Source organism: Rummeliibacillus sp. NPDC094406 (genome assembly GCF_044763875.1).
Taxonomy (GTDB): Bacteria; Bacillota; Bacilli; order Bacillales_A; family Planococcaceae; genus Rummeliibacillus.
The window spans coordinates 274,092-286,424 of sequence record NZ_JBIWGZ010000001.1 but is presented as its reverse complement, the minus strand read 5'-3'; the positions used below and the strand labels follow the sequence as shown (position 1 = coordinate 286,424).

The window sequence follows — 12,333 nt, the reverse complement described above, 5'->3', positions numbered from 1 at the left end:
ATAGTATAGCCCCAGCAATCGTTTTTATACATTTTACTTCAAAAAGTTATCGTTCATTTTAAATTAATCGAACATGCGGCTTAAATTAGCCATTTCAATTGCTGAAACCGCTGCATCATAACCTTTGTTTCCTGCTTTTGTTCCAGAGCGTTCGATTGCTTGTTCAATATTTTCTGTTGTAACGATACCGAACATAACTGGAACTCCTGTATTTAATCCTACGTTAGCAATACCTTTTGCTGCTTCATTACAAACATAATCATAGTGAGAAGTTGCTCCTCGAATAACAGTTCCTAATCCTATAATGGCATCATATTTTTTTGTATCAGCCATTTTTTTTGTAATAAATGGTACTTCAAATACACCTGGAACCCATGCTACATCGATATCATCTTCTGAAACGCCATGACGTTTTAAACCGTCCATTGCACCGCTTAATAATTTTGCAGTTAAAAACTCATTAAATCTACTTACTACAATTCCAACTTTTAAGTCAGTTCCGATTAATTGTGCTTCAAATGTTTTTGCCATTTCCATTCACTCCTATGCTAGTATATGTCTCATTTTTAATTTTTTTGTTTCTAAATATTTTTCGTTTTCTGGCTCTGCTGTAATTTCTACTGGTACGCGGTCAACAACTTCAATGCCATATTTCGTTAATCCTTCAATCTTTGCAGGATTGTTTGTCATTAAACGTATTTTTGTAATACCTAAATCGCGTAGCATTTGAGCACTTAAACCATAATCACGCATTTCTGCAGCGAAACCTAAGTGAACATTTGCTTCAACAGTGTCATAGCCTTGTTCTTGTAACTCATAGGCTTTTAGTTTGTTAAGTAGTCCGATTCCTCTTCCCTCTTGACGCATATATAAGACAACTCCAGTACCTGCTTCTTCAATCATTTCTAATGATTTGTGGAGTTGCGGTCCACAATCACAGCGTTTTGAATGAAAAATATCTCCGGTTAAACATTCTGAGTGAATGCGTACAAGTGGTACTTCATCATCTTGTGGATTTCCTTTTAAAATAGCAAGGTGTTCTTTATCATTTAATTGGTTTGAATAGCCAATCATTTGAAATTCTCCAAATGATGTAGGTAAATTTACTGAAGCTACTCGCTCAATCAATTGTTCTTTTTCATAACGATAGCTTATTAAATCAGCGATAGTTACGAATTTTAAGTTATGCTCTTTAGCAATATCGTGCAGATGTGGTACTCTTGCCATTTTTCCGTTATCAAGCATTATTTCGCAAATGACACCTGCAGGATCTGAACCACAAAGTTTAGCAAAATCGACTGCAGCTTCTGTATGCCCTTGTCTTTCCAATACACCATTATCTTTTGCTATTAAAGGAAATACGTGTCCAGGTCGACGGAAATCAGAGCTTTTTGCTTCTGGGCTGATCAATTGTAACATCGTTTCGGAACGTTCATACGCACTGATCCCTGTTTCAGTCGTTTTGTAATCGACACTAACCGTAAATGCTGTTTGGTGATTATCTGTATTATTGTCAACCATCGGATTTAACTCAAGATGATTTGCTAATGCTCTAGACATTGGCGTACAGATTAAGCCACGGCCATATTTCGCCATAAAGTTAATATTTTCAGGTGTTGCAAATTCGGCCAACACTAGAAAATCCCCTTCATTTTCACGTTTTTCATCATCAACAACAATAACTATCTTACCGTTTTTTAAATCTTCAATTGCTTCTTCGATTGTATTAAACATTTCAATACACCAGCCTTTTTAAAATCCATTTTCATTTAGAAAATCCATCGTTATCGTTGAATTTTCTTGTTTTCGATCCAAATGGTTGATCACATATTTTCCTAGTAAATCATTCTCAATATTTACTACATCATGTTCTTTTTTTACGCCTAATAATGTTAGATCAAAAGTATGGGGAATAAGAGATACTGTCAGTTGAGTTGGCTTGACATCGAAAATCGTTAAGCTGATGCCATCGATTGTAATAGAGCCTTTTAACATACAAAACTTGCTTAACTCTTTGCTTATTCCTATATCCACATAAACGGCATTTGCAAATTTTCTTTTTCTCAATATGACTCCTGTACCATCCACATGCCCAGATACGAAATGACCTCCGAATCGACCATTTGCGGGCATCGCTCTTTCTAAGTTTACATATTGACCAATTTGTAGAGATTGGATATTTGTTGCTTTTACTGATTCAGGCATGACATCCACTGTGAATTGACTATTTGAAAAAGAAATGACAGTTAAGCAAACTCCATTAACTGCGATACTGTCACCAAGATGGACATCTTCTAGGATTTTTCTTGATTCAATCGTTAGTTGCATACTATTTGTTGCACTTTTTATTGCCTTAACTTTCCCTAAATCTTCTACAATTCCTGTAAACAAATGTAACACCTCATTTCAAAACAGAAGTAATCTTGATATCTTTGCTAATTATTACGTATTTGTCCACATAGCTTAATTTTAGTAAGATTGCTTTTTTTCAAAGGTTTTTCAATACTTTTTCTATGGATATAGTAGGCTTTTTTAATTAGACAATCTCATTTCGAGTTTGTTGGAAGTTTTTGATCATTACTTCCGATTCATATAATAGTCAGCAGTCAATTTACCCCTCCATTTTGGATATTTTAACCAAAAAGAAAACTCCTAAAGGAAATTTACCTAAGGAGTTTTCGGGAGAATATGTAGTAAATGGTATCACTAAATAAGCCTATTGAAATTAATTTTTCAAAAGCTTCTACCATTGCTCATTGTCCTTCTCCCATCCAGACTATACTGTCGGCTTTGGATTTACACCAAATCCTGCCTATAAAAGGCTCACGGGCTTAGAATTGCTTCATCACCGTCGATTGGGAATTTCACCCGCCCCCGAAGGACTACGTATTTTAAATTGTTAATGGTTTTCTAAAATTTAAGCAGAATACTCTCTAGCATTCAAAGCTTAATAAAAAAGAAAACCCCATAGATTTTTCTCTACGGGGTGGATTGGAAGTCTGTTTATTTCATCATCAAATAAACCTATGAAATACAATAGTAAATCATAAGAATTTAACGTTCCATACATCCTTCTCTCATCCAGACTATACTGTCGGCTTTGGACTTACACCAAATCCTGCCTATAAAAGGCTCACGGGCTTAGAATTGCTTCATCACCGTCGATTGGGAATTTCACCCGACCCCGAAGGAATTATTCATCTATGCGCAAAGTATATCACTTTTAATCTGAAAAATCATTAATAATTTATTATTTATTTTCAATTGAGTTAATTTCATAAGTACTTTTCTAGTTAAAAAATACGAATATTTCCTACATAAACAACTCAATAATTCGGATAATATTCTATTTCTATAATTACTTAGTATGCAGCTCCAGATGGCGCTTCCCCCAAAGAGTCACCCTCTTCCGCTTCATAGACAATGTTCTAATAGATATTACATATAAAAATGGACCATTTAATTTTCGTGTTTTTCATTAAATCTTCGAATTATGAAATTAATTCAATTTATAAAAATATATTAAAATCAGCTGCGAAACTCTATTAAACCAATACGAGTAATCATTAAAAGCTAAACTACTCTATTTGAATTTTCATAACGTTTAATGACTACTTTATTTAGGTTATCATGTCGTTTAATTAAGACACTGATCATTTGATGCCATTTTTTACATTGCTTAGATGCTTCCTTGTATACATCCGAATCTTTTTCCACTGGTTCCTCAGGTTCCAAAAATACATACTCAATAATTGGGTTGGACAAATCATCAACTACCACTTTTAAACTTAACTTAGATACTTCTTCAGAGCTCTTTTCTGTTGTTTCTTCAGATTCCTCATCTGAATTATCTTTCAAACTATTTTCTGGTTCCATAACATATACTAATGAATTTCCGCCACCGTCAATTAATGATCCTCCAAGTAGTCCACCTCTTGAGATTAATGCTATTTGATTTCCATCTTCTTCAATGGCTGTTTCATAAATTTCATTGAATAAATATTCCCTTACTTCAAAATCAGAATCTGTATCTTCTCTTTTTGCAACAAAGAATGTTTGCGATGCCTCTCCTATGAGTAATGCATTTAAATAATCTGAAGATACTGTAGAATGACTATGCGGATATTCTTGCAACATTTCTTCTGTTTCCTTTTTAATTGCCTCTTCTCTTCTCATCTCTATTAATTTAATCTGATATGAGCCCCATTTATACAATAAAATTGAAATGAGTAAACAAAGAAACTTGGTTCCAAGTGTTGAAACGATAAAAGTTAAAATAAAGAATAAAACACTTGTAAAAAATATTAGTAAGAGATACATGAGCAGACCACCTTTTTAATAGATCACATAAGGATATTAATTTATTTCATCTAAAATACTATGCCTTAATAGAAATACTATTCGGTGTCTATATCTTTCATTCTTATTTTGGTTAGTTTTTTTAAAGAAAAATGCGTTTTACTTAATTACTAATAGATTTCTTCAAAAAGGCAATCAAAGCTGAAACTATTGAATTAAAGTATAAATAATTCAGGTTTAATGATTGGGTGGTCATTTAACTTAAGTTATTGCTAGATTACTTTCGCTCATTACAAATTTGAAAAGGCAATACGGTATGGTGACCGTATTGCCTTTCAATTTGAGATTTAAAACGATAAGTTTTAAGAAGATTTATTTGTAATTTTTATTCATTTGAATCAATTTCATAAATCCGTTTTCGGTTTAAAAATACGAACATTTCAACACATTAACTTTTAATATTTAGTTTTGGATGTTCCGCTACAGACGGCGCTTTCCACGGGCTTGGCTTCAACTCACTAATGTTCGTATATTTCAGATAAATTTTGCATTATTAAATTGATTCATTTTCCAATCTTTTAGTTAAGAGGAAATGATGCTTGTACTATCATTTTACGGAAAAGTTCTGCAATATGAGATTTTTTCCTATATTAACTCTTATATTTTTATATTCAATTGAGAAGCTTTTCAATATTTTTATGTAAACTAGTGTTTTCCAATCTTTCGAAAGGGCTTGGCATAGATTCGCTTTTCTTAAAATGATATAGTATCGATTCCACAATTCTTTCTGAAGCATGTCCATCACCATATGGATTGGATGCTTTCGACATCCTTTCATATTTCTTTGAATCCGTTAGTAATTCTTTTGTTAATTCATAAATTGTTGATTGGTCAGTACCCGCAAGTTTTAATGTTCCTGCTTCAATACCTTCTGGTCTTTCTGTTGTATCACGAAGGACTAATACCGGAACACCTAAGGAAGGTGCTTCTTCTTGAATGCCACCTGAATCTGTTAATATGATATGTGCTCTTGATAAGAAATTATGAAAATCAATCACTTCTAACGGTTCAATTAAGTGAATTCTCGAGTTCTCTCCTAATATTTCAGCAGCAATTTCTCTTACTGCAGGATTCAAATGAACTGGATATACTACTTGAAGATCATTATGTTCATCTACAATTTGTTTGATCGCTTTGAACATATGTCTCATTGGTTCACCAAGGTTTTCCCTACGATGAGCTGTCAAAAGTATCATTTTATCGTTGCCTATTTTCTCTAAAATAGGATGACCATAATTTTCAGAAACAGTTGTCGATAAGGCATCGATTGCTGTATTTCCTGTTACAAAAATTGTTTCTATTTTCTTGTTTTCATTCAATAAATTTTGCTGTGCTTTTTTAGTAGGCGCAAAATGAAAATCTGCGATCACTCCAGTTAGTTGTCGATTCATCTCTTCTGGAAATGGAGAGTATTTGTTCCATGTACGTAATCCAGCTTCAACATGGCCAACTAAAATTTGGTTGTAAAATGCTGCAAGACTTGCGACAAATGTTGTTGATGTATCGCCGTGAACAAGCACTAAGTCAGGCTTTTCTTTCTGCAATACTTCATTCAAACCTTCTAATGCACGTGTGGTAACATCAACTAAGGTTTGTTGTTTTGTCATAATATTCAAATCATATTGAGGCTGAATATTAAATACATCCAACACTTGATCAAGCATTTCTCGATGCTGAGCTGTTACAGTTACAATCGATTCGATATCATCTTGATGTTTTTCTAATTCAAGTACTAATGGCGCTAATTTTATCGCTTCTGGTCTTGTACCGAATATTGTCATTATTTTCACTTTACTTTGATTAGTCATCTAGAACCTACACCTCTATCTATATAAATTAGGCAAAAATATACGCTGCACTTATAATTACTACAAATAGTAAAATAGCAGTCTGTGTTAGAAAAGAAAAATTAAAGCCACTCTTTTGCTTGTTTTCGCTTATTAAATTGCTTGATTCCTCTTCATACTGTTCATCCAACAATTTGGTCCTATTTACTTTCTTTTCTTCTTCACTTAGAGCATTAAACCATTTAATAAACTGTTTATATTCCCCAATTACTTTTTTTGTTGCGTCAAACATCTTAATTTGTCCAAAATGAATCCACATCACTCGATCACAAAATGCTTCGATTTGGGACAAGGAATGACTAACAAAGATAATCGTTTTTCCCTGGCTTTTAAATTCATTAATCTTATTTAGGCATTTTTGATAAAATGTCTGGTCACCAACAGACAATGCTTCATCGACTATTAAGATATCAGGATTTGTATGAATCGAAATAGCGAAACCTAAGCGTGATTTCATACCACTTGAATAATTTTTTACTGGTTGGTTTATGAAATTGCCTATGTCTGCAAATTCGATTATTTCTGCAGTTAATTCATTGATATCTGCAATGCTTAAACCGTGCATCAAACATTTCATTTTAATATTTTCCAAGCCTGTTAAGGATGCATTTAAACCAACAGAAATGGCAATTAGCGATGTTTCACCGTTAATTTCTATCGTTCCTGAACTTGGCGGAATGACTTGTGCTAGTAAATTTGAGAGAGTAGACTTACCAGATCCATTCAATCCAATAATACCAATCGCCTCGCCTGCATTTACCTCAAAACTGATATTTCTTAGTGCATTAAACTGATCTCGATCTTTTTTTAAAGAAATAATATCTACTAATTTATCAGATTGTTTACTATATAAACTGAAACTTTTTGTTATATCCGTGCATCGAATTTTCGGATTCATACCTCTTCCTCCGATTATAGGTAGTCAACAAATTTGTTACGGAATTTGATGTGTAAAAAGGAGCCAACTGTTAATATTAAAATACTTAAACTCCAGAAATAAACTGTATATGGTAGGTCTTCAAAAAACCATTGTCCGCCCAAAATAGAAAATCTAAAGCCTTCAATAATGTAAAATAATGGATTTAATTTTAATATATTGACAAAGAAATCGGGAAAATTATGAACGTTCCATACAATTGGTAAGAAAAACATTAATAGACGCACAATTGATTGCACCATCATCTGCACATCTCGAATAATGGTTGTAAGTGTCGATAAGAGTAATGTAATTGCAAAGAGCAAGAAATATAAGCAAATTAGATAATAGATTAGTTGAATTAAATAGGCACCTGAGAAGATACCGTATAATAACGCAATCCCAATCGTAATAATAAGCATGGGAATTAAAGATATTGAATTCCCCACGATTTTTATCGTTGGTAAAACGCTAACTGGAAAATGCATTTTAGATACTAAATTTACTTTTGCAAAAACACTATTTGAAGCTTGCGTAATTGTTCGACTTATATATAGCCATGGAACAAGTCCAATGATCAACCAAAGGAAAAATGGGGTTCCATCAACTGGCGACCCTTTTCTAATCCCAAGTCCGAAAATAAGCCAATAAACTCCTATTTGAATGAATGGGTTTAATATTTGCCATAATGCACCCAAGTAGTGCATTGTATATTTCCCTTTTTCTTCATATAAACTTAAACGGAATATCAAATTTAAATGGAGAAATTGCTCTTTCAAAACTTGCCCAGCGAAGTTCATACAAGTGTAGCTTCCTTTTTCGTATATTTAAAGAGATTTCCATAATTCATATATTCAACATCATGTGATAGTTTTTGCACAATATTTTTTGTATCAAAAATTCTTCTGTTCGACATCTGCATAAAAACACTTTCGCCAAATCTCTTAAATTCATCATGATCTGTAAGTACAACAATTAAATCTGAGCCATCGACAGCTTGCGCAAGGTCTTGCATAACCCAATTCAATTGAACATGTGGGTCATATGCACGAACTTCATAATTTCCTTGGGATTTAAGCATTTCAAAAATTTCTAAAGCTGGACTTTCACGGATATCGTCTACATTTCCTTTATACGTTAGCCCAAAAACAGTAACGACTTTTCCACTTGCATTTTCCATCAATTTATTAACATTATCTACCACGAAATGTGGCATGGATGTATTAATCGTGCGAGATAAATTGATTAATTGTGCTGTTTCAGGAGCTTTTGCGACGATAAAATATGGATCGACTGCTAAACAATGCCCCCCTACTCCAGGTCCTGGTGTATGTAAGTTAACTCTTGGATGTTTATTGGCCATTTTAATAACATCAAGGCTATTAATTTCTAACTCATTACATACTTTCGCGAGTTCATTTGCCAGTGCAATATTAACATCTCTAAATGTATTTTCCATAAGTTTAGACATTTCTGCTGTTTTTGCATCTGTTCGAATAATTTCTCCCTGAACAAATGTACTATATACATTTACACCAGCTTCCGTACAAGCTGCTGTAATTCCTCCAACAATACGATTATTGAATACTAACTCTTGCATAATTTGTCCTGGTAAAACTCTTTCAGGGCAGTGAACTAGGAAAACATCCTTTCCAACTATAAAGCCAGCCCCTTCTACTAACGGTCTTACGAAATCATCCATACTACGGGGTGCTATTGTCGATTCAACAATGATTGTATTCCCACTCTCAATATATGGTAATACTGATTTTACTGCACTTAGCACATAAGTTAAATCACAAGATTTATATTGATCATGATAATTAGGGGTTGGTACGGAAATAATGAACGTATCCGCCTTTTCAGGTGCAATTTCAGCTCTAAAAGTTCCCATTGAGATAACTTCTTCTAGAGCTTCTTGTAATCCTGGCTCTTCTAAATGAATTTTCCCGCTATTCAATGATTCTACTACTTCCTTTTTAACATCTACGCCCACAACATTCACATTGTGTTTTGCAAACATTATTGATGTAGGTAATCCAATATATCCTAAGCCAATCGTACATAATTTCATCATTATTTTCCTCCAATATACAAATTAGTCATTTTGATAAGGTTTTCGATCAATATATTGATTCAAGTTAACCTTGAAACTGTATGAGAAAATCGGTAAAAATAAAATTTTGAATCTAGTACGAATAGTTGCATGTCACCTCCCTTCAATTTGATATCTGAATTTTCAATTATCAAATTTTAGAGAAGTACTTAGCAATTTTTTTGTATTTACCTCTTTTATAAAAAGCTTCAAATTTATCAATTTCTACTGATTGTTCCACTACAAATTCTTTGTATAAAGAATAAATTTTGTAAAGAGTATCGATAGCCTCTTTTTGATCTTCATCATTTATTCGTTTAATTCTTATCAGATACCAATTTCTGAAATAGAAAGTAAATCGCTTTTCCATATACAAAGTGAGCAAATCATTGCTAATCAAAAATGGCAGTCTCTCTTTCTCCAATGTGTAATATTTTTCAAAGAATTTTTTTGTCACAGTATTCGTAACTGAACCTGATACAGCTGCATAATAAATGTGTATATCCAGATCAATTACTGCACCTTTTGTTGAATGTAAAAGTAACTCTTGGAAAAATAACGTATCTTGACCACCTGCATTTTCAACCATTTTCAATTGATGCTCTGTAATGATTTTTCTTTTCACAACTAATGCCTGAATACTTTGCGTTCTCAAATCAGTATGAATTAATAATTGTTTTGGATTATTAATGATCCTACTTTGAATAGCTTCAGTTACTGTTTGATAATATTTAAAATAGCTAATTTTCGTATTATCAAATTTAATCATGTTACCTATTGCAATATCTAATTCATGATCACTTTTTAATAGAATTAATAACTGAGCATAACCATCATTAACTGCCTCATTGTCTGGATCTAAATAAGTTACATATTCACAGTTTGCTAAGTCTACTCCCATGTTCCTTGCTCTTGAAGCACTACCACTTCCACCCTCTGGAAAGAAATAGGTAATTACATTTGGATGCTCTCTTGCAATTCTATTAATTGTGTTCAAGGTTTCTTTGTTTGAAGAACCATCATCCACCATAATTATTTGCATTTTCTCAAAAATGCTACTTCTTTTTAAGCTATTAAAACACTTGTTTAACAAGTATTTTCCGTTATTATAAACAGGAACAATTACAGATAATTCATATTCAATATCTGGTATCTCAAGTTCATGAACTCTAGTAGTATTTAATTCAAAATGATCTATACTATAGCCATATTTCTTCTTGTAATTTGTAGGCATTTCTAGCAATTCATCTGCATGGAAAGTATTTGCCCAAAAAACTGTTTTATATTTATCTTGAATTACATTGATATAGTTGTGTTCTAAGCCTTCGATTAATTTGCTGCCATTATAGAAGCTGTTTTTAGCAATATAATCCGAATCTGTATACTTAAATCCATTGATCATATCTTCTAAATAGAATTCTAGATATTGATAGTTTGAGCTGAAAAAAGCAACGATATCATATTGTGATTTTATCTGCTCATTGAATTCTTGCTCAGAAATTAAATACTTTTCTAGATATGATTGATTTTCAAAATCTCTAATAACGTCTTTAGTTAATTTATCAGCCACAACTAGTACTTTTTTAGCGGTAAAATGTGAGACTATTTCAATTTTCTCTAATAAGTTATTAAATCTTTGGAATGTTGTATGTGATGACATCACATTTCGTATTCCTACTACTTGATGCTTATAAACTTCTTCATCTGTAAATCCGTTCAAAATATCTTGGACTTCTTTGCGATTATTCACTATAAAGACATTTGGAAACTTGTCATTCACCCCTACACTATAATTCGAAATGATAATATTCCCAATCGCTTGTAGCTCATAAATTCTGTTGGCAAACATGGTTTCACTGAATTTCACTGAGTTTAAATTAATTGCCCAATCATATAGTTTATGAACTTTTTGAAGATACTCATGTTCAATAGATGGCGAAACATATTCTAAGTACTCTTGTGGGAAGAAATAATTTACTTTATCCAAATGGAAATTTCGATCGATTATTTTTAAATTTCGATTGGCGCTGATTACACCCTCGAAAATCTCAATTGTTTCTTTTTGTCTTTCTGGATACTTATTTAACCAAGACCCTGCAAAGAAAACACCTTTACTCTTTTTGTTATTATTTATTCCAATTGGATTATGATATAGTGGATTAATTCCAAATTCTAAAACGAAAACTTTATCATGATTACATGCCTTTTTATATCTATCAATTTTTTCTTTCGCTGTTGTAAAAACATAATCACATTTCTTTGCAATTCCAATAAATTTATCATAATTTACAGGATCTTCTTTGGAGTAAAATACTGTTTTTACATGATTCTTTTTATAGAAATTTATCATTTTGTATAATTCTTTTCTTTTTGAAGATGCAGAGTTCGCTAATCCCACCCAACTACCATCCAAGCCTTTCCAAGCACTTACAACGAATAAGAAATCTAATTGATCCTTGAATTCTTGATAATTTTGAATTGTAATGGGTATAAAGTTTGCGACATCCTTATAGGATTGATATAAAAATTCATCTGCAATGATTCCCACTCGAATCGTATTCTTTTCGTAATACCGGCTTCCATTACTATCAGGAATATAATCTAGTAATGGTTTAATGTGGTCAAAATAATTTAAATCAGCTATTTCTTCTCGATAGCTTAAATATTCTTCCTTCGTCATTTTTGTTTGTGCTGTTTTAATCTCATAAAGAAGTAGTGATTCTTCAGGGATTATTAAAGGTAACTCTCCATTTTCTTTTAAGTAATCAATTTGATATTTTTCTTTTTTGATCTCATTTTCAAGATTTTGTCGTCTTGATTGGATCTCTTTAAGCTGCTCATCAATGTTGGTTATTTGCATTTCTTTTGCCTCGCTTAATTCTTTTTAAGAATCTCCAATATACATAAGTAAGCTTTCCAAGTTTCGAATTACTGATTGCATGATATTGTGATTGTAATTTTTGATGAGAAGTTAATAGATTCTCTTCTTGGGCGTACATTCTTAAAAGTTCTTCTTGAAACATTACTTTAGATTTTTTTTCGTTAATTAAAGATTCTTTTAGAGATTCCAATTCTTTCGATAAATCTTCTGTTTTTAACTCCAATGTGAGCACTCC

The 12,333-nt window shown here is 32.3% G+C and carries 10 protein-coding genes and 2 riboswitches; all 10 genes read right to left on the bottom strand.

What is annotated here, in order from left to right; all coding sequences use genetic code 11:
• Positions 1–63: 63 nt before the first annotated feature.
• The 10 genes from ribH to ACIQ4I_RS01270 all read right to left on the bottom strand — a co-directional run bounded on the left by ribH (position 64) and on the right by ACIQ4I_RS01270 (position 12,321).
• Positions 64–531 carry a 6,7-dimethyl-8-ribityllumazine synthase gene (gene ribH / locus ACIQ4I_RS01315; protein ID WP_403092094.1) on the bottom strand — a complete coding sequence of 156 codons (468 nt, stop codon included), beginning with the start codon at positions 529–531 and terminating at the stop codon, positions 64–66.
• Between the two features lie 12 nt (positions 532–543).
• Positions 544–1,734 carry a bifunctional 3,4-dihydroxy-2-butanone-4-phosphate synthase/GTP cyclohydrolase II gene (locus tag ACIQ4I_RS01310; RefSeq protein ID WP_403092092.1) on the bottom strand — a complete coding sequence of 397 codons (1,191 nt, stop codon included), beginning with the start codon at positions 1,732–1,734 and terminating at the stop codon, positions 544–546.
• Between the two features lie 18 nt (positions 1,735–1,752).
• Positions 1,753–2,391 (bottom strand): riboflavin synthase, encoded by a 639-nt coding sequence (gene ribE, locus ACIQ4I_RS01305; RefSeq protein ID WP_403092090.1) that lies wholly within the window; start codon positions 2,389–2,391, stop codon positions 1,753–1,755.
• Between the two features lie 364 nt (positions 2,392–2,755).
• Positions 2,756–2,886: riboswitch (FMN riboswitch) on the bottom strand.
• 179 nt (positions 2,887–3,065) lie between these two features.
• Positions 3,066–3,196, bottom strand: a riboswitch (FMN riboswitch).
• Between the two features lie 377 nt (positions 3,197–3,573).
• Positions 3,574–4,320, bottom strand: a complete 747-nt coding sequence (locus ACIQ4I_RS01300) for a hypothetical protein (RefSeq protein WP_403092088.1) — start codon at positions 4,318–4,320, stop codon at positions 3,574–3,576.
• 650 nt (positions 4,321–4,970) lie between these two features.
• A complete protein-coding gene (gene wecB / locus ACIQ4I_RS01295; protein WP_403092087.1) occupies positions 4,971–6,167 on the bottom strand; it encodes a non-hydrolyzing UDP-N-acetylglucosamine 2-epimerase in 1,197 nt (398 codons plus the stop codon).
• 28 nt (positions 6,168–6,195) lie between these two features.
• Entirely contained in the window at positions 6,196–7,104 is a 909-nt protein-coding gene (locus ACIQ4I_RS01290; protein ID WP_403092085.1) for an ABC transporter ATP-binding protein, read from the bottom strand.
• 14 nt (positions 7,105–7,118) lie between these two features.
• Positions 7,119–7,922 (bottom strand): ABC transporter permease, encoded by an 804-nt coding sequence (locus tag ACIQ4I_RS01285; RefSeq protein ID WP_403092084.1) that lies wholly within the window; start codon positions 7,920–7,922, stop codon positions 7,119–7,121.
• Positions 7,919–9,196: a nucleotide sugar dehydrogenase gene (locus tag ACIQ4I_RS01280; protein WP_403093326.1), complete on the bottom strand. Its 1,278-nt coding sequence runs from the start codon at positions 9,194–9,196 to the stop codon at positions 7,919–7,921. The genes ACIQ4I_RS01285 and ACIQ4I_RS01280 overlap by 4 nt, the downstream gene beginning before the upstream one ends.
• Positions 9,197–9,368: 172 nt before the next feature.
• Positions 9,369–12,077, bottom strand: a complete 2,709-nt coding sequence (locus tag ACIQ4I_RS01275) for a glycosyltransferase (protein ID WP_403092082.1) — start codon at positions 12,075–12,077, stop codon at positions 9,369–9,371.
• Positions 12,058–12,321 carry a hypothetical protein gene (locus tag ACIQ4I_RS01270; protein ID WP_403092080.1) on the bottom strand — a complete coding sequence of 88 codons (264 nt, stop codon included), beginning with the start codon at positions 12,319–12,321 and terminating at the stop codon, positions 12,058–12,060. Before ACIQ4I_RS01270 ends, ACIQ4I_RS01275 begins: the two co-directional genes overlap by 20 nt.
• Between the last annotated feature and the right edge of the window lie 12 nt (positions 12,322–12,333).

Coding starts and splice junctions, on each gene's coding strand:
- ribH (WP_403092094.1), bottom strand. CDS start 531: ATGGCAAAAACATTTGAAGCACAATTAATCGGAACTGACTTAAAAGTT.
- ACIQ4I_RS01310 (WP_403092092.1), bottom strand. CDS start 1,734: ATGTTTAATACAATCGAAGAAGCAATTGAAGATTTAAAAAACGGTAAG.
- ACIQ4I_RS01300 (WP_403092088.1), bottom strand. CDS start 4,320: ATGTATCTCTTACTAATATTTTTTACAAGTGTTTTATTCTTTATTTTA.
- wecB (WP_403092087.1), bottom strand. CDS start 6,167: ATGACTAATCAAAGTAAAGTGAAAATAATGACAATATTCGGTACAAGA.
- ACIQ4I_RS01290 (WP_403092085.1), bottom strand. CDS start 7,104: ATGAATCCGAAAATTCGATGCACGGATATAACAAAAAGTTTCAGTTTA.
- ACIQ4I_RS01285 (WP_403092084.1), bottom strand. CDS start 7,922: ATGAACTTCGCTGGGCAAGTTTTGAAAGAGCAATTTCTCCATTTAAAT.
- ACIQ4I_RS01280 (WP_403093326.1), bottom strand. CDS start 9,196: ATGAAATTATGTACGATTGGCTTAGGATATATTGGATTACCTACATCA.
- ACIQ4I_RS01275 (WP_403092082.1), bottom strand. CDS start 12,077: ATGCAAATAACCAACATTGATGAGCAGCTTAAAGAGATCCAATCAAGA.